Raw genomic sequence first — 18,156 nt, forward strand, 5'->3', positions numbered from 1 at the left:
CCCTTATTGAAAAGCTAATTAAATTTCAATTTTTCCGACGGCTTAAAACGATGATCTACATCAAAAAAAATGTTTTTTTCATTTTAGATTGGCAGTTAACGGAACTGCAATTTGCAGCCGATACTAAATTATGAAATTTAAGATGTAAATGATGGTTTTAAAAAAGCTGAGGATAGTATAACGTTAAGTATAATATGACCTTAATTCAAAAAAAATGGCTACGGAGGGTAGCCATTTTCACTATCGTCACTTATGATATCGCAATCATTTTAGGAGGTTTCTGCTTTGCGTCTTCTTTTTTAGGAATGGTCAACATGAGCAGTCCGTTTTCATACTTTGCATTAATGTTATCTTGATCCACAACATCTTTTGGAAGCTCGAAACTTCGCTGAAAAGATTGATAACTAAATTCCCGTCTGGTAAAGTTATCTTCTTTAGTTTCTCTGTTATCTTCCTTCATGGATGAGATCGTAAGCAGGTTACCATCGAGCCTGATCTGAAAATCATTTTTGTCCATGCCAGGTGCTGCAACCTGCACCTCATAGGCGTCTCCAGTTTCCTTAATATTTACGGAAGGTACGGTCGTACTGGTGGATGAATAATTGTTATTGCCCCAGTTAAAAAGTTCACGACCGAAAAAATCATCAAAGATGCTGGAAAAGCCTAAATTGCTGTTTCCGTTTCTCCTCACTAGATTATTCATTGTAATCTCCTTTTAAATAAGTTTAACAATCAATTTAATAACACTCCAGCTGGCCAGCTGTATAAGACCCAAATCAAAGAGAATGCCATTTGCCAAAATCTGAATTTTTTTCATACAGGCTGTCAAATTTTCAGATTTTAAGCTTAAATCGGACTGGAGCTATTTCGAAAATAATCAGGCATTAAAATCAAAGTTCAAGTATAAAGGACAGAAAATTAAAAACCATCTTCTCCAATTGACTTTGCCTAAGGAAATGGAACAGCAGGACAAGAAAGTTTTTCAAAAATAGTCGAATGATAAACCCTGGGCAGTTGAATAAAATAGTATGATATTATTCACTACTTTTATAGATCTAATTGTTTGCTGATTGACCTCAAAGTACGGTCAAAATTTAAAATGTATATCGCTTGAAAAATAACCCTTTAAATCAATTGATCCAAAACATTGAATGTCTTTTTGCCATGAATAATAGCGAGCTTTTATTTAGTCAAGTAAACAATATTTAGAATTCTACATTTTTGTCACCTTAACAATAAAAAATATCTTATGCAAAAAAGAGTAAAATTTGATTTCGAGGTATACTTTACAAATGGGGGCAATATCAAAGGTGAGGATTTCAGGCTGGATATAATCGGCGACGATATTAGCGATAGTGCCCTGGCAGAATATATCGTCCAAGATATGAGGCTACTTATGGTTGGTAAGGTGAATATTCTAAATAAGGAAATCCTGATTGAACATCACAAACGTAAACCAATTGATGATGGTGTTGCAGAAAAATTGTTAATTGACCTTAGTCACACAATCGAAGATGGTCTGATAACTTACAAAGGTCTGCCAGCACCACATATTTGCGATTTCCTGTCTAGAGAACAGTCAAAGCAAAATTATGACGGCGGTACTACCTTTCACATTGGAAAGATTGAGATGGTTACCAACACTGGAACGTATATTGATTGTCCTTTTCATAGATTTGCTGATGGCAACGATACGGCACAAACAGCATTGAAGGATTTTGCGCAGATTGATGCCGTAAAGATTCACATACCATTTACCGATACTTTGAAAATCACGGAACATCATCTTAAAAACAGAGAAATCAGAAATAAGGCAGTGCTAATACAGACTGGCTGGGATGTTCATTGGAATACAGAGCTATATTATCAGGATCATCCTTATCTTACTCAGGAGGCGGCAAGGTATCTTCGGGATTGTAACGTCAAACTTGTAGGTATTGATTCCCATAATATAGATGACACGGCTGGCAGAACAAGACCAGTTCATACAGAGCTACTGGAAGCAGGGATTTTGATTGTTGAACATCTCTGTAATTTATATAAATTACCATCTGAGGGTTTTTCCTTCACCGCCGCCCCACCAAAATTTAAAGGTGTCGGGACATTTCCGGTAAGAGCTTTTGCTTCGATTGAAAAAAATATTTAAGTTCGAATGTAAACTACGTTTTACTAAGAAAACTAAACATGGTAAATAACATTGGACTAACAAAAGATGCCGGTTGGCAGTTTGGAATCAGAAGGACTGTGCCAGAGAATGTGGAAACACTTTGGGAAGCCTTTTTCTCAGACAAGGGATTAGGCTGCTGGGCTAAGGGAGTTGATCAGAACTTTTCGACTTTTAAAGAATACTCGCATATCCGAACTAAATGGAAGCATAAAGATTTCGAAGAAAGTGCGCATTTACAGGTCAGATTTATTCCCTCTAAAAATAAGGATAAAACCACAATTTCAGTTCATGTTGATAATTTAAAAAATGACGGTCAGCGTGAAGTAACTAAAAAGTACTGGACGATTGTGATGGAAAATCTATGTTTGTTGACAGCACCATAGCTCTTAGGATAAAAGGCTGCAGCTGGCGAAGCGATTACCTTCTGTTACGAATCTCTTCTTAATTAAGGATTTAGGCGACATGACTCCGGCTTGTCGGCTCTTCAAGCGATAATCGCTTTTTTCCGATCGACACATATTTAATGGTTTCCAACCTTTTTCATTATTTCAAAATATGAAACACCGATATTTCCTAACTCTTCCTCATAGCTTTCATAGCCAGACCAGCGGCGATTCCTCCGATCACATACCAGGCAACAGTCATTAACTTGGTATGGTCAGTCTTTTTTAATGGCGTGGCATCCAGACCGGCTTGTTCCGGAATGGTCAGTGTAGCTAGACCAACCACTGTTCCAAGCAGTGCTCCTTTGAGTAGCATATTTTTCTGCCCACCGTAGCCGATAAGAGTATACAACATGGTATTGGAAGCTACATCTGCTCCAAAGGTTGCCGCCACTAACGCATTTCCTTTTGGTGGTTTAAATCCAGCAAAGCGAACTGTTTTCTGCATCGCTTCTTCACCTACTTTATCTACTGCGGGTGCTTTGGAATCAAATCTCTTGGCAACGCTATGGACTACATTGAGTACGAGCGCACCGATCAATCCGCCCAACATATTTTTATTAAATCCATTCATATTATGCTTTTTACGTGTTCAACCTTTTTGTACTGTTTATGTGCAGTTATTTTGAGAACAATGGGCAACCTAAAATAGTTTAATCAAATCCACAGATGAAATTTTTGTCACAATGTATAAAGCAATACAAACATTCCGGGTATGCTCTGCAGAGAAATAACCTCGAAAACTTTAAATAGGGACAAGAACATAAAAAAGTACGTGAACTGTTAGTAAAACAATAATCAGTCCTCTCGTAAAGATTAAAGACGATATCGAAGTGATAAATTACGCCAAATTTCTGTCGCAAAGTGCTGATCCGAATGTTTATTCTCAAAAAACCAGTACTCTCCTCTTTTTACTAATTTTTGATCTATTCCGTCAAGCAAAATTGGCAACTCTGTATCGAGCTTTGATAAAGTCTTTTTCAACAGCACCAATTGGTAATCCTGTCCTTTATAAGTTAAACGGAATATCTGAGAACGAGGTGCCTCTCCATTTGTCCTGTCAATTGTGCCCTGCATAAATGTAACCTTCTAAAATTTTTAAAATATAGTAATGACAATACAATAAAAATATACTAATTGAATAAAATTAGACTAAGATTTTTATACTTCTTATAACGAATTACAACAAATAATCGTGCCAAAAGCGATGATCCTTTTTGTAAAAATGACAACTTAGCCTATTCATAATAACGATTTTCTGAAAGAAAATGATGTAAAAATCCGAGAACGGATCGGGGGCTATTGGGTAGGCCTAGCTGTTAGACCAATTAGAATATATTTACACTAAATTAAGTAAACCAAATATATTTTTAGTACATTTATACACAAAAAACAAATTAATACACTATACAATTCAGGATATGAGAGTACTTTTAACCGGCGTAACGGGGTATATCGGAAAACGTCTTTTGCCTGTGTTGTTGGAACAGGGACATGAAGTTACTTGCTGTGTGAGAGATAAGAATCGTTTTGATACATCGAAAATATTAGACCATGTTCAAGTCATTGAAGTTGACTTTCTAGAGAAAGAAAGTCTAAAAAATATTCCACCTGAAATTGATATCGCTTATTTTCTGATCCATTCTATGGCTACCCAATCGGGTGATTTCCTGCAGATGGAAGCCCAATGCGCTACTAATTTCAAAAACTTTATTGAAAATACCAACGCACAACAGGTCATCTATCTAAGTGGAATAATTAATTCAGATCATTTGTCGAAACACCTCGACTCAAGACGAAACGTCGAAAGTATATTGGCCAGCGGACGGGTTCCAATCACCACCCTGCGAGCTGGTATCATCGTCGGCTCAGGAAGCGCATCGTTCGAGATCATACGGGATCTTGTAGAAAAACTTCCCATTATGATCACACCCAAATGGTTGCAAACAAAATGTCAACCGATCGCCATACGCAATGTGATCGAATTTATGATCGGTGTCATCGCTAAACCGCATACATTTAACAAAAGCTACGATATTGGCGGGCCAAACATCCTTAGCTATAAAGAAATGCTGCTGCAATATGCCGCTGAACGAAAACTTAGACGACAAATCTATATTATCCCGCTGATGACACCAAGGCTGTCCTCCTACTGGCTCTATTTTGTCACTTCTACTTCCTATAATCTGGCGAAAAACCTGGTTGACAGCATGAAAGTCGAAGTGATCTGTAAACCAAATAATCTAGCAGACGAACTCGGTATTAAGTTGATCAATTACCGCACATCCATACAATTAGCATTTCAAAAAATTGAAAGCAACACTATTGTGTCTAGCTGGAAAGACGCACAGACCAGTAAAATTTTATCCGGAGGAATTACCAGCCTACTGGAAGTACCCAGTTATGGTTGTTTTAAGGATATCCGCAAGGCGCCGCTTCAAAATAGTGAGGCATCAATGACCAAAATCTGGTCCATTGGCGGAAATTCTGGCTGGTATTATGGCAATTGGCTCTGGAAAATCCGTGGATTCATGGATCAATTGGTCGGCGGTGTGGGCATGCGGCGGGGGCGAAAAAACAAAAGTGATCTAACAGCGGGTGATGCACTTGATTTTTGGCGCGTACTAATCGCAGATAGGAAGACGAAAAGATTACTGCTTTATGCGGAGATGAAACTCCCGGGTGAAGCTTGGCTAGAATTTAAAATTGAGGATAATATCCTAATACAGACGGCGACCTTTAGGCCCTTAGGTATCGCTGGAAGGATCTATTGGTATGCCGTGTGGCCTTTTCACGGCTTCATATTTAAGGGAATGATTAATCGGATTGCTAAAACTTAAAAATAAGTATTCATAACCTATGATTTATAATGAAAACGCGATTGCTGCATTTGAAAGAAGATACCGAGCTAATTTTATTAACTCGTTGGGTGGGTTTAAAAGCCTGGTACTGATCGGCACAAAAAATAGCGACGGAAGTGAAAATTTAGCGACCTTGAGTAGTTTATTCCACTTGGGCGCAGATCCTGCACTTTGTGGTATTATACTTAGGCCAGCCACAATGTTTAGCAGCACATTGGATAATATTCTGGAGCAGCAATATTATACGATTAATCATGTCTCCCCTGTTTTTGTACAACAGGCACATCAATGTAGCGCCAAATATCCAAAAGGAGTAAGCGAATTTGAAAAGGTCGGACTGACCCCTGAATACCTGGAAAAAATTCCTGTCCCTTTTGTCCGGGAAAGTAAAATAAAATTCGCCTGTAATTTTGTTCAAGAAACAGCAATTGAACTGAATGGTACGACATTGGTCATTGGTCAGATTAAAACAGCTTTCGTGCCGAATAGATATTTAAAAGACGATGGCTATATCGATATCGAAGAAGCCGGGACAATAACCTCTAGCGGTCTTGACAGCTATCATACCACAAGTCGAATTGAAAGGTTACCTTATGCAAAACCTTAATTAACTTTCCGGAAGATTGGAAATTTCAATGTTCCGGAAAGGAAAACTGCAGGTGTTTCGGTCACCTTCATGTTCAGCATTTTTCCTATATTTCAGTAACAAAACATCGATAATACCAAAAAAACCAACATGTAGCTTGCCATTTTCTCATGCGTTCCTTTTGCCTTATTGAGGTAATCCGTAAAATAATTGTACGTCGAAAACCATGCGGTGATCATGATACCATCGGCTGAAGTTTTATTGTGAGTTTTCTTTTGTGAATGCTGCGATGTCCCAAAGGGCCTCTTTGGTCTCTTTTAAAACAGCTCCCATATGCATAAAGCCATGGACCATCTTTTTGTAATGCATAATTTGGACTGGAATTTCCGAAGTTTTCATATTCTCTGCCAATTGTTTTCCCTCATCTCGCAAAGGATCGTGTTCAGCCAATAAAATCAACGTTGGAGGCGTATTTTTGAAGTCTTTAATCAATAGCGGAATTGCCATGGGGTTCTGTTGATCCTTTGGGTCAGCTAAGTACCAATTCCAGGCTTTTATTCCTTCCTCTTTATTAATAATCGGACCATTTTCATATTCGTCCCATGACTGCGTATTTAATTGATTATCAGCCGCAGGATAAATCAACACCTGAAACCTCAATTGCCGACCAAGCCGTGTCGAAACTCCTACGGCTAAAGCTGCCCCGGCACTGTCGCCAATAATTCCGATCCTATTTTTATCGATGTTTAAAGAGTCCGAATTATTAAGGATCCATTCAGTGGCTAATTGAGCATCATCGAAACCAGCCGGAAAAGGATGCTCTGGCGCCAATCGATAATCGACAAAAACAATAGCAGAACCTGTAACATTGGCCAATTGACGGACAATAGCATCGTGCGTCTCAAAACTTCCAGAAATAAACCAACCGCCATGAAGATAAATGATAGCAGGTGATTTTTCATTTACAATTTCATTGGGTCGGTATATTCGCACAGGAATTTCTTGATTCTTGCTACGAATATTAAATTCCTCTATCATTTTCACCGCTTCTTTTTTGCCACTGAGCTGAATGGCCATTGTCTCATAACCTTTGCGGCTTATATCTAATGGATTTATGCCGTCAAACACATGCAGCTTGTTTAGGTTTTCAACTATTTTAACTATTTCTGGAGTCAATTCAATTGTATTCATTTCTTTATTATCGTTTATATTTTTATAGAAAATCACTCCCGGTATCACGTGTATTCCGAGAATTTTTTTCATACGCTATCAAAATTTCAAGCAAAATTAAATAGAAGACATACATTTACTAGAATGCACAGCTGAATGTATGTTACTAACAAATTTGTAAGTAATGGAAAAAAATAAAGTAATATCACCGAACTGATTCGCTATGGAATTCGCATTAAGACCAGTCAGGCTTCAATAAGCTTAAAATCGACAGAAGTCTATGGTTATGGAGTTGATGGCAGGGCTTGAAACCACCACATACGAGCTGAGCTGATGACGCGGATTTATACGTGTTTTTCAAAAAAAACAGGCTCTTTTACCTTGGTTTTCGTTTTATAGACTAAATTGGACAACGATATTTGGAATATATTACTATATGGGAAAACGTGCGTCAGGCATCAATGATTTAAATATATATCTTAAGGCGTTAAATTCTGCTTATTCAGGCATTATTATCACCGATAATTTACAAGATGATAATCCGATTATCTATTGCAATAAGGCTTTTGAAAACATCAGTGGCTATTCACACGATGAAATTATCGGTCACAATTGTCGCTTTTTGCAAGCGCAGGATCGTTCTCAACCTGAACGCAATATCCTAAAGGATTCTATCAAAAATGGTGAAGAATGTAAGATCGAAATCCGTAATTACCGGAAAGACGGAACACTCTTCTGGAATGAGCTTTTTATTTCGCCTGTGAAGAATGAAGCCGGCCAGGTCACGCACTTTATTGGTGTTCAAAATGATATTACCTTGCGTAAAAGAGCCGAACATGAGCTCCGGGAGGAAAAAAACAATGTCGAGATCAAAATACAGCAACGGACCAAAGAATTGCAAGATAAGGAAAGCTTCCTCTCGAGCATGATTGAAACGGTTCGCGAAAGTCTTTTAGTACTCGATGGCAACTATACCGTACTGAGTGCAAATAAACATTTTTTAACGTCATTTCACGTCTCCTCAGAAGAAACTGTCGGAAAATTATTATTTGATCTGGGCAATAAGCAATGGAATATCTCCTCGTTGAAGGAACTTCTTACGCATATTTTGCCAACTAGCAATCCCGTAATTGACTACGAAGTAGAACATGTATTTCCGCATATTGGCCGCAAGGTGATGCTATTAAATGCCTATCGCGTTGAATTTGAAGGGCAATATAAAGACCGTATACTGATCGCCATTGAAGACATCACCGAGAAAAAAGAACAGGATCTACGTAAAGACGATTTTTTGTCTGTCGCCAGTCATGAACTAAAAACACCCCTAACGACCATTAAGGGACTTGTACAGATTCTGCAACGACTGAGTATAGATCATTCAGACAGTAAATTTGTGAGTACATTGGATAAAATATCTGCCTATATAGATCGACTGAATATATTGATCACTAAACTATTAGATACCTCAAAAATACAGTCTGGAAATATTGAACTCCACATGGAGCCTTTTAACATAGACCATACAATTCGGGAAGCCATTGACAATATGACTGTAGGTGCGCCTGGTTACGAAATAAACCTTTCGGGCTCCACAGAGGCTACAGTTAGCGGCGATGAATTGCAAATTATTCAGGTAATCAATAATCTGTTATCCAATGCGATTAAATATTCGCCGGGTTCAAATAGAATTGACGTTGCCATCCATCGGGTTGCAAATTTTGTTAAGGTTTCTGTACGAGACTATGGCATGGGGATAGCAGATGTCGACAAGCAAAAAATATTTGAGCGCTTCTTTCGGGCCGGCCATACCCAAAAGAAATTTCCGGGATTGGGTATTGGACTTTATGTCTCGCACGAAATTATAACGCATCATAACGGAACCCTGTGGGTGGAAAGTGAACCTGGAGAAGGTTCTACTTTTAATTTTACATTACCAATAATGAGGACAGAAAGCGATGGAAAGTAAAAAAATAATGATCTGCGACGATGACCAAGGCATTGTCGAGATGCTGGAGTTGTTCCTGGATTTGGAGGGATACCAGGTCTTAAGCGAAACAAACAGTACAAATCTGACCAAACAGCTTATAGCATATCAACCGGATCTTTTATTATTGGATCTTTGGATGCCCGTGCTTTCGGGCGACCAGCTGATTAAAATCATTCGCAATACACCCGAAATCAAAAATATACCTATCCTTGTACTATCCGCCAGTGTAGATGGTCGCGATGTTGCCGAAGGACTTGGCGCAAACGGATTTATTGCGAAACCTTTTGATTTAAATGAAATTACATCCAGTATTCACGACGTATTGGCTAGTTAAAAGTATAGTACAATCCCTTATTTCGCCCGACCTCGTTGGGTAGGCCCTGTTGGCACACAAAACTATACAGTCGAACATCCGGATGTCCTTGATTTCTTGATCACTAGCGGTTTTTCTAATAAATTAGAAACTTTGACCGCTAGGATGTTGTTATAATAATCAAAAATGTGACTTAAATAAAGTAAAATATCATGGCAAAAAAACAACAGAACTCAAAACAGGAAATTGCGAACTTTTTAGGTGAAATGATTTCATTCAGGAACGCATTGAAGCTGACCCATTGGTCGATAACCGGAAAAGGGAGCTATGAGGCTCATATTTCGTTAGACCAGGCAATTGAGTCTCTTATAGATATTACAGATAGACTGGTGGAAACCACTTTTTCATTGGAAGGCACACTCGATATCGTGATTCCCCAAACGTCAAAACCGGCCAATTACATCAAATACATTGAAGACTTTTATAAGCAGGTTGAAAACAAACGAGAAGGACTCTTTAAGGAAAACTTCTCACAATCCATTATTGATGATGCGCAAGAAGCTGTTCAACAGTTATTGTTCAGATTAAAAAGATTGGAGTAATGCCCATGTTCGGGAGCTTTTTCCGAGTAACGGCCGAACCGATATTCGGCTGTTTTTTTATAGATCGAGTCGAATAGTCAATTGCTCTACCCTTCAGTAATAAAAAATAGCACGCTATTTTTTAACCGTCAACGTCGAGATTACCTCATGTTTTACCGACTTAAGCTTCTGGCAAAGGCTAAGAAAATAAAAGAGAAATTCTGGATAAACTAAAATATATTGCCGATAAGAGCAACTATGGTATTATCCTGAAATTCTTTTTAAAATTATTGTTCGCAATCTATCTTCGTTTTGATCACCCCAATGTCCCAATGCAGAAATTATAGGGATTAAACTCATCCCTAAATCTGTGAGTGAATATTCGACTTTTGGTGGAACGACAGGATAAATTTTCTTCATGACAAGCTCATGATCTTCCAGTTCTTTCAGTTGGATATTCAGCACCCGTCTAGAGGCGTCTGGTATCTTACGCTGCAATTCACTCGGTCTTTTATGTCCCTGATCAATAAACCAGAGCAAGCGTATTTTCCATTTGCCATAAAGCACTTCACCTATCAAGTCGAGACCGCAGTTCAGGTTCGGAATTATTTTTCTCTCATACATATTTCAAAATTAAAGGTATGTTCCGATTTGTACAATAGGGGAAAAATTTATCCCTATATGAATCGTAATTCCGTACTTGCACAAGCTGCTTTTATACCTCAATTTTGTCCTATAAACAATTTATAAAAATGGAACAATTTAATTTCAACAACGAATTATCAGACAAGATTGCTTTGGTAACAGGGGGTACAAAAGGCACTGGAAGAGCAATTGCGGAAAGACTATTACATGCTGGGGCAACAGTTGTAATTACTGCTAGAAACGTCCCAGAAGTGGAAAACAGCAAGCTGCATTTCATTGCTTCCGACCTGAGTACAGTAGAGGGCGCTCAAAAAGTGGTGAGCGAGGTGCTTTCGAAGTATGGTAGACTTGACATCCTAGTAAACAATCTCGGTGGATCGTCTACACCTGCAGGAGGATTTGCTGTGCTAAGCGATGAGGATTGGGAATCAACACTGCAAGCTAACCTTTTGGCTCCGATCCGTCTAGACAGAGGCTTTTTACCGCAGATGATTGAACGCAAAAACGGTGTGATCATTCACATTGCTTCTATTCAAGGCAAACTACCCTTATATGATTCAACGTTACCTTACGCAGCGGCAAAAGCAGGATTGAGGAACTACAGTAAAAGCTTATCGAACGAAGTTACTCCTAAAGGCGCCCGTGTGCTGACGGTATCGCCCGGCTGGATCAATACCACAGCATCGGAAGCTTGGCTAGGCGAAATTGCAAGAAATTCGAACAGTACGATAGAAGAAGCCCAGCAGGGTGTAATTGATGCACTCGGAGGAATCCCTTTCGGTAGACCTGCAGAGCCTGCAGAGGTAGCTGAACTTGTTGGCTTCCTGGTTTCACCGAGAGCCAGTTATCTAACGGGAACAGAATATGTTATTGATGGCGGAACAGTACCAACGATTTAATAATCTTCTAAAGAATTAAAAACATGAATTTACCAAACATTATCTCCGAACTCCTGAAAGCACAAAACAAATTTGACAGTGGTGCTTACGCGAATTGTTTCACTGAAGATGCAGAAGTAGTTGATGAGGGAAAAAAACACAAGGGACAAATTGAAATTCAAAACTGGATTGACAAAGCTAACAAAGAATACGGGGCGACAATGACACCCTTGGATTTTAATGAAGGTGAAAGTATTTTATCAGTGGAGACTGCAGGTGCATTTCCTGGTAGTCCTGTTGTTTTGAAATATCATTTCCAATTGTTTAATGATCGAATTAAATATCTGAAAATAACAACTTAACAGTGCAATATACTATTGGCGCCGATAGTAACATTGCCCACCTTTGGATTCTTATGCAAAGTATTCAATCTTATGTAAAGTATTCAATAGGTAAGCTGGGGTAATTATTTACTTTTTTAGTATCTTAACAGTAAACAACCATCCTATGCCAAAAAAATTATTAGAAATCTTCAGATAGGTGTAATGCTCTCTTTAATACTGCTGATTACAGGTTCTATAGCCGCTTATATTAGCATACATAAGCAGATGGAAAGCAGGCAAAGCCTCCTAAAAACGAAGGAATCTATCAGTTTAATAAAGGATATTTTAAACACGCTGTTAAATGCTGAAACAGGCAAACGGGGTTATCAGCTTACCGGCAAGGAAGAATTTCTTGAACCGTTGGATAAAAGCGGGAAGGAATATCCCCTGCTTATTGCTGATAGAGATAGATTTAATCTTAAAGATAAACTCCAAAACCGATACGGCGAGCGGACCTTCTTGAACTACTCAAAAAATATATTAGTGTTTAGTAGTTATGAAAAAAAGGTGTGCTTAGCATATAAATGAGTTCATATTATCGCGTCATCTATAATTTATCATCCACCAAAATGCTTATAATACATTTGGTAATACTTGTCCTATGTCAAGCTTGGGTTGGATACTAAAGCTTAATTTTGGTTATCACAACAAAAATTATAAATCAGTCGATATGGAAAATTACCGTATTACAATACCTCTGAATTCACCTGTAGAAAAAGTATTTGGTGCATTGACCAATGATATTCCACTATGGTGGACTGAAATGTTTGAAGGCATTTCTAACAAACAAGGGGAATCATTTACGATTCATTTTGGAGAATCGGTATTTAAACAATTTCGCGTACAGGAACTCGAACCTAACACAAAAGCCGTATGGTACGTAGAGGACTCACTGTTAGATATTCCGAGTCTAGAAAACAAGAAAGAATGGATCGGTACAACCATTATTTGGGAAATCATCAAAAAAAATAATGATACTGAACTACAGCTGACACATATGGGATTACAGCCCGATGTTGAATGCTATCAGATCTGCTCGGATGGCTGGAGACAATTTACAGCAAGCTTAAAATCATATATTGAAACAGGTGTAGGAACTCCTTACCTGAATTCGCATGAAGCCACAACAGAAATAACCCAATAATCTGGGTTATTTCCTTGGAATAAACAGACGCAAATCCTTCCTTCAAAACCTAGGCTCACTTGCTTAATTTTTTATTGTCAAAAATCACGCACACATTTTGGAGCGTCCTTTGAGTTATCTTGCTGGTATCAGGAAATTTACACCTGTTTGAAAAGCAATCCCACCAAATCTATTTTCGGTCACGAAATTCTGCATTACTCGTGCCATTACACCGATTCTATGCGGTACCTACTAATACGATCCGAATCCCCCTATTCCCGAATTCTGGTCAGAAAGAAAACTTCTTTCTGTTCCCTTATCATCGGATATCTGTTTGGAATAATTGCCAAATAACCCGACTTCATCACCTCGAGAATTAAGTAGATACGAACCACCTAAATCAAACGTAAGATCACATCCTTCTTTAAAGTCAGAATGGATTGAAGACGATCTTCAATCACGGCGAATTAAGTAATAACTATTTAAAAAGTATTTAGATAATATTTCACCAGCTAGATGTAATATTTCACATGGCATAGCTGTCTTAAAGCAAAATCTATTTTATAAAATCGTGGGACAAAGATTTTCAAGCGTAAACATTACAGTTGACATTGATACAATAAAACTATTTACTTAACTAAAACCTCCAATGAAACTATTATTTAACCTTCTTCTTTTCATGCTGCTGACCACCTGTGTAATCGCGCAGACAACTTCGACGACATGGCATAAATTCCTCTCAGACTTTAAGAAGTTAGAACAGGAATATAATAATTATTACCCGGCAAAGGATTATCAAAAAGCAGCCACAGTATTAAATGCCATTGCGGCCAAAATGGACAACTTACAGCTATCTGAAAAAGAAAAGCAGGAATATCAAACTACGATAAGTGAAATTAATGCGAATATAAACTACAACCTTGCTTGTTTACAATCATTACTCAATCAAAAAAAACAAGCTGTTTCAAGTTTTGAAAAGGCAATTTTGTGGGGATATACCGACTATCGTAATGCTTTAAATGATCATGATCTAGATAATATTCGTAAGGAAAGTAAATTTGTAAAAGCATTGGTCCAACTGAAGCAATACGATAAATTAACTCTGTTGCAGCAATCAGGAGGATACGTTTCAGCGGATATTGACTCTTTGCCGATATTTACCTATGAGATAGCGAGCGATCGTAATTTATTAGCGGTAAAAAATTTTTTCAACCTGGACTCGATAGCTGGTAATGGCGACGAAATTTCCAAAATCAGTAATATCATGTTTTTCGTGGCAAATAACATTAAATATGACGGCAGCAATTGGGCGTTATGTGAATTTGACGCAATTGATTTTTACAACTACCACAAGGCAACGGGAAAAGGTATCAACTGTCGGCACAAAGCGATGACGTTAAATGAAATGTACCTCGCTATGGGATTTAAGTCACGCTATGTTACATGCATGCCAAAAGACGACAAAGATACTGATTGCCATGTGATCAATAGCGTATATGCTGAAACTCTAAAAAAATGGCTGTGGATGGATCCTTCCCATGGTACATTTGTGATGGACGACAACAACAATTTACTGAGCATTGAAGAAGTTAGGGAGCATTTAAAAAATAATCAATCGCTCAAGCTTAACGCAGAGTCCAAAGTAAGTAAACTTTGGTACCTGGATTATTATATGGCAAAGAATTTATACTGGATTCAATGTACGAATAAAAGCCAGTTTAACACAGAAAGTAGATATAGACCTGCCGACCCTGATCTGCAGTACATTTCTTTAGTTCCTAGCGGGTTTGACAAAAGCAGTAACAAATATTTAAAAAACAACGTGATTACGTGTGATCCTACCTACTTCTGGAGATCTCCGCAATAAATAACAACATACCCATCTTTATTAACGATTTTTGCAAATTGTGCATTCGCTAATTCGCTTACTACAATGAAAATTAGTGCTAGGAAATTTTTATAATTCATTTTTGTCACATTACTACAATAATAATTTGGCAACGTTTCGAAATAGAATTTTAATTTCTCGCTCAGACTCGAAGGCTTTGACTTTACGTGAATGCCCTTCATTACCGCGTATTTATAAACACAATTTGTTGATCGCAGATTTTCATACGCTTAAATTCAACTTGTCGGACTATCATTTTTATTTACAATCAATTCTTCAATTTCCTGCTTCCAAAATTCCGAACTTGATAGCAAATCAGCGTTTATTTTTGAGAATTTTTGTTTGAGTGTTTCAATATCCTCTTGCCTGTACAAGTTATCAAATAAAGCTTCCGCACCATATTTTGATTGTACAACGTTAATAAACATTCTGTAGGCCAATATTGAATCCAAAAACTCATCTATGTTTCTGTTTGTTGAGACAATCTTCTCCAGTTCAAAATCTAAAAGGACAATTTCGCTGTTGTTTAATTTATTAATACAAAAAGGATTCCCAGCTCCGTCTGATCCAAATACAATATATTCTAAACCATTTTCAAAATTCTTATCGAAATAATCATTTAGTGTTTGAAAGTATATAAAGCTCTCTTTCCTATTAAAACTTGAAAACGGAGCAAATGATTCTGGAACACCGTCGTTTAAAGCTTTTACTACTTTGTTGTCAGAAATTAAATTACCAATCAGATCAAGGTTTAATTCGAGCCATTCTTCATATTCATGAGGCCTCCAATTTTCTTTGCTAAATTTCATATACGATTGTTTTGGTACACATAGGTTCACCATCCATTCTAGACTTATTCCTTATAAACTGAAAAAGATCTATCTTTATTTCTTCTAGATTTTCCACCATAATTTTTCTAACATAGCTAATAATTTTGTAAGGCTGGTTTTAAAGCATCTATACTTGAGGTGATAACCATCAATATCAATGACAATTAAAGCTTTTCAGTTCAAAGTAACAGTCTTCACATATAAGTTTGATATTTGCGAATTTCTCAGCATCTTCGTTCCAACCATTATTTCTGAGCCTGACCTTTTCACATTTATCACACCAAGCTTGAAAATCGTCATCGTCACCAAGTTCCATCCCTCTATATGTTTCAAAAGCCTCTTCAAAGCCTTTGGGATCCTCTAAGTTTAGATGCTTACAAACGAATGCGGGTCTTGATCGTCCATGGATTTTGCATTCAACTTTTGCTTGGTTAAAATGGATAACTTCCCGAGAATCTTCCTCCAAAACGGCAATAATGAGAAAATAGCTTTGGAGCTTTTCGGTGGAAACCCTATACACACCGATGCCACCCAAAAGATCAAAAGATATCGCCGCAAATTCCCAACAATCGAACTCATCGGCCGGGAAAGTTCTATCTGTCAATTTTCGGTAATCGTTTTTGATTCCAAATTCTCTAACTGCAAATGTGCTGTCCTTATTAGGCTCGATACAATGGTCATTGCACCAACTCCACATCCACGTTTCTGATATAAGTGAAAAAGTACCAATAGGAATATATTTGAAATACAATTGATCTTTATCGTCATTGTATAACCGCAAGAGTGCAAGTTCAGCATCGTAAAACCAATGTTGATAGCCGTCCATGCCCAATTGTTCTCTAAATATTTCCTGGATTTGCATAAGTTCACGACACTTTTTACCAGCAAACTGTTCGTAATTTATTCCCAACTTTGTATATATTTTATTTTTGGCAGTCTTTACAACATTTCTAACTACTTAAAACTGAATGACTATCTGGCTTTTCAGCTTCTATCAGAGTGACAATATAATGATATGGCATCTATTGATCAAAATAAATAAAATTTTCTTCTGTATCCCGCAATGGAATAAACCTGAATCAATGTAATGCAGTCTCATCTATGTCATTTTAGAATAATAAACGTTTGCTTCTTCTTATAACTAATTGTCCGAAATCAATTTATCCAATACTTTTTTTAATTCACTACTCCGAAGGTTTCGTGCTACAATCTTTCCTTCTTTGTCTAAAAGAAAGTTGTCAGGAACTCCTTTTAAACCAAAAATCTGATAAAGTTCACCACTAAAGCCCCCTTTGTCCCTTACATTAGTCCATAAATGCTTTTCATTATTTATCGCTGTAAGCCAGTCCATACGTGATTCATCGATCGATACGGCCAGGATCTCAAAGTTTTTTGATTTGTATTCGCTATATAAAGATTGCAAAAGGGGAAATTCCTTGCGGCATGGCCCGCACCAACTTGCCCAAAACTCCACCAAAACATATTTACCTCTGAAGTCTTCAAGACTAACGAGATTGCCGTTATCGTTTGCAAGCTCAAATATGGGTGCAATTCATCTGCAAAAAACTAATCCTTTGGTTAGAAAATTACCATTGTAGTATCAAGAAAAGATAGGTTGTCAGTCCCATCTAATCACATAGCCTCATTGAACGAAATCTATCCTATCATAAATATTGAGAAAAAGTCTCCCTTGATGATGGTCAAAAGAAGCTTTATTAATTTGCTCTTCCCCAAATGATCATTTATCTAGTTCCATTCAAAACTATAATATGTTAGATACCAATGTCCTGACACAGATTGAAATCTAAAAAATAAACAATGTCGTCCAACTTTGACCGATAGGTTATCTCATAATAATTATTTCCTTTCTTCTTTAAAAAGGAATAATCTTCAACATGCCTCTGAGTGGAAAATCTATTCTGCTTATTTGAAATATTGAGTCACAAAAGAAATGAACAAGAAAATCATCAAACTTCTCAACATACACTGTACTCTCTTTTTCAGTAAATGTTAACCTGTTTTCTTTATTAAAATTTGAATTTTTATTTTCTTTTTGGTGACAATCCGTGAAAAATCCAAAAATTAGGGCAGCTACTATTAGATTATAGATTCTTTTTTTCATTTTCTTTGTGCTCCGTTTCTGTTTGTTGATTATTTGTATTCTCCTATTTTAGCTTCTATGATTAATAAACTTTGAGGATCACTAGCTAAAACAAAGTCATCATATTAAACCGATCCAATCCTGATATTGTCAATAAAAAGTTTAAACATATGAAGTTTTTTACCATTGAATCGATTTGC

General features: G+C 37.2%; 21 protein-coding genes. 12 read left to right on the plus strand and 9 right to left on the minus strand.

Annotation, left to right across the window (positions count from 1 at the left end):
- Positions 1 to 250: 250 nt before the first annotated feature.
- The gene (locus AAH582_RS14695) at positions 251 to 703 is read right to left on the minus strand and encodes an Hsp20/alpha crystallin family protein (protein ID WP_046672992.1); all 453 of its coding nucleotides are present in this window, start codon (positions 701 to 703) and stop codon (positions 251 to 253) included.
- 546 nt (positions 704 to 1,249) lie between these two features.
- Here AAH582_RS14695 and AAH582_RS14700 point away from each other — a divergent pair.
- Positions 1,250 to 2,146 carry a cyclase family protein gene (locus AAH582_RS14700; RefSeq protein ID WP_343318301.1) on the plus strand — a complete coding sequence of 299 codons (897 nt, stop codon included), beginning with the start codon at positions 1,250 to 1,252 and terminating at the stop codon, positions 2,144 to 2,146.
- Between the two features lie 38 nt (positions 2,147 to 2,184).
- On the plus strand, positions 2,185 to 2,550 hold the full coding sequence (locus AAH582_RS14705) for a hypothetical protein (RefSeq protein WP_046672990.1): 366 nt from the start codon (positions 2,185 to 2,187) through the stop codon (positions 2,548 to 2,550).
- Positions 2,551 to 2,740: 190 nt separating this feature from the next.
- Here the strand turns inward: AAH582_RS14705 and AAH582_RS14710 are convergent, their stop codons facing one another.
- A complete protein-coding gene (locus AAH582_RS14710) occupies positions 2,741 to 3,184 on the minus strand; it encodes a hypothetical protein (protein ID WP_046672989.1) in 444 nt (147 codons plus the stop codon).
- A 242-nt stretch (positions 3,185 to 3,426) separates the two neighbouring features.
- Positions 3,427 to 3,687: a hypothetical protein gene (locus AAH582_RS14715; protein ID WP_046672988.1), complete on the minus strand. Its 261-nt coding sequence runs from the start codon at positions 3,685 to 3,687 to the stop codon at positions 3,427 to 3,429.
- 344 nt (positions 3,688 to 4,031) lie between these two features.
- Here AAH582_RS14715 and AAH582_RS14720 point away from each other — a divergent pair, with 344 nt between their 5' ends.
- Positions 4,032 to 5,450 carry an SDR family oxidoreductase gene (locus AAH582_RS14720; protein WP_343318304.1) on the plus strand — a complete coding sequence of 473 codons (1,419 nt, stop codon included), beginning with the start codon at positions 4,032 to 4,034 and terminating at the stop codon, positions 5,448 to 5,450.
- Positions 5,451 to 5,469: 19 nt separating this feature from the next.
- Positions 5,470 to 6,078, plus strand: a complete 609-nt coding sequence (locus AAH582_RS14725; RefSeq protein WP_343318306.1) for a flavin reductase family protein — start codon at positions 5,470 to 5,472, stop codon at positions 6,076 to 6,078.
- 237 nt (positions 6,079 to 6,315) lie between these two features.
- Here the strand turns inward: AAH582_RS14725 and AAH582_RS14730 are convergent, their stop codons facing one another.
- On the minus strand, positions 6,316 to 7,320 hold the full coding sequence (locus AAH582_RS14730) for an alpha/beta hydrolase (protein WP_343318308.1): 1,005 nt from the start codon (positions 7,318 to 7,320) through the stop codon (positions 6,316 to 6,318).
- A 343-nt stretch (positions 7,321 to 7,663) separates the two neighbouring features.
- Between AAH582_RS14730 and AAH582_RS14735 the strand changes: the two genes are divergently transcribed.
- The 3 genes from AAH582_RS14735 (at position 7,664) to AAH582_RS14745 (ending at position 10,129) form a co-directional block, all read left to right on the plus strand.
- On the plus strand, positions 7,664 to 9,193 hold the full coding sequence (locus AAH582_RS14735) for a PAS domain-containing sensor histidine kinase (protein WP_343318310.1): 1,530 nt from the start codon (positions 7,664 to 7,666) through the stop codon (positions 9,191 to 9,193).
- Positions 9,183 to 9,548 (plus strand): response regulator, encoded by a 366-nt coding sequence (locus tag AAH582_RS14740; RefSeq protein WP_286753945.1) that lies wholly within the window; start codon positions 9,183 to 9,185, stop codon positions 9,546 to 9,548. The genes AAH582_RS14735 and AAH582_RS14740 overlap by 11 nt, the downstream gene beginning before the upstream one ends.
- Before the next feature lie 191 nt (positions 9,549 to 9,739).
- The gene (locus tag AAH582_RS14745) at positions 9,740 to 10,129 is read left to right on the plus strand and encodes a DUF5856 family protein (RefSeq protein ID WP_046672983.1); all 390 of its coding nucleotides are present in this window, start codon (positions 9,740 to 9,742) and stop codon (positions 10,127 to 10,129) included.
- Between the two features lie 243 nt (positions 10,130 to 10,372).
- Here AAH582_RS14745 and AAH582_RS14750 read toward each other — a convergent pair whose 3' ends face one another.
- On the minus strand, positions 10,373 to 10,732 hold the full coding sequence (locus AAH582_RS14750; RefSeq protein ID WP_046672982.1) for a winged helix-turn-helix transcriptional regulator: 360 nt from the start codon (positions 10,730 to 10,732) through the stop codon (positions 10,373 to 10,375).
- Positions 10,733 to 10,860: 128 nt separating this feature from the next.
- Here AAH582_RS14750 and AAH582_RS14755 point away from each other — a divergent pair, with 128 nt between their 5' ends.
- The 5 genes from AAH582_RS14755 to AAH582_RS14770 all read left to right on the plus strand — a co-directional run bounded on the left by AAH582_RS14755 (position 10,861) and on the right by AAH582_RS14770 (position 15,004).
- Positions 10,861 to 11,652 (plus strand): SDR family oxidoreductase, encoded by a 792-nt coding sequence (locus AAH582_RS14755; protein WP_343318318.1) that lies wholly within the window; start codon positions 10,861 to 10,863, stop codon positions 11,650 to 11,652.
- 23 nt (positions 11,653 to 11,675) lie between these two features.
- Positions 11,676 to 11,993: a nuclear transport factor 2 family protein gene (locus tag AAH582_RS14760; protein ID WP_343318320.1), complete on the plus strand. Its 318-nt coding sequence runs from the start codon at positions 11,676 to 11,678 to the stop codon at positions 11,991 to 11,993.
- Positions 11,994 to 12,239: 246 nt separating this feature from the next.
- Positions 12,240 to 12,542, plus strand: a complete 303-nt coding sequence (locus tag AAH582_RS24880) for a CHASE3 domain-containing protein (protein ID WP_430459026.1) — start codon at positions 12,240 to 12,242, stop codon at positions 12,540 to 12,542.
- A gap of 142 nt (positions 12,543 to 12,684) precedes the next feature.
- Positions 12,685 to 13,158, plus strand: coding sequence for an SRPBCC family protein (locus tag AAH582_RS14765; RefSeq protein WP_343318321.1), 474 nt, complete (start codon positions 12,685 to 12,687; stop codon positions 13,156 to 13,158).
- Between the two features lie 628 nt (positions 13,159 to 13,786).
- The gene (locus AAH582_RS14770) at positions 13,787 to 15,004 is read left to right on the plus strand and encodes a transglutaminase-like domain-containing protein (RefSeq protein ID WP_343318322.1); all 1,218 of its coding nucleotides are present in this window, start codon (positions 13,787 to 13,789) and stop codon (positions 15,002 to 15,004) included.
- 257 nt (positions 15,005 to 15,261) lie between these two features.
- Here the strand turns inward: AAH582_RS14770 and AAH582_RS14775 are convergent, their stop codons facing one another.
- From AAH582_RS14775 to AAH582_RS14790, 4 genes are all read right to left on the minus strand, one after another.
- Positions 15,262 to 15,834: a hypothetical protein gene (locus AAH582_RS14775; protein ID WP_147282052.1), complete on the minus strand. Its 573-nt coding sequence runs from the start codon at positions 15,832 to 15,834 to the stop codon at positions 15,262 to 15,264.
- A gap of 175 nt (positions 15,835 to 16,009) precedes the next feature.
- Positions 16,010 to 16,765: a DUF6882 domain-containing protein gene (locus AAH582_RS14780; protein ID WP_343318325.1), complete on the minus strand. Its 756-nt coding sequence runs from the start codon at positions 16,763 to 16,765 to the stop codon at positions 16,010 to 16,012.
- A 231-nt stretch (positions 16,766 to 16,996) separates the two neighbouring features.
- The gene (locus tag AAH582_RS14785; protein ID WP_343322366.1) at positions 16,997 to 17,407 is read right to left on the minus strand and encodes a TlpA family protein disulfide reductase; all 411 of its coding nucleotides are present in this window, start codon (positions 17,405 to 17,407) and stop codon (positions 16,997 to 16,999) included.
- Between the two features lie 321 nt (positions 17,408 to 17,728).
- The gene (locus tag AAH582_RS14790) at positions 17,729 to 17,977 is read right to left on the minus strand and encodes a hypothetical protein (protein WP_343318326.1); all 249 of its coding nucleotides are present in this window, start codon (positions 17,975 to 17,977) and stop codon (positions 17,729 to 17,731) included.
- Positions 17,978 to 18,156 lie beyond the last annotated feature (179 nt).

This window comes from Sphingobacterium multivorum (genome assembly GCF_039511225.1).
In the GTDB taxonomy this organism is placed as follows: Bacteria; Bacteroidota; Bacteroidia; order Sphingobacteriales; family Sphingobacteriaceae; genus Sphingobacterium.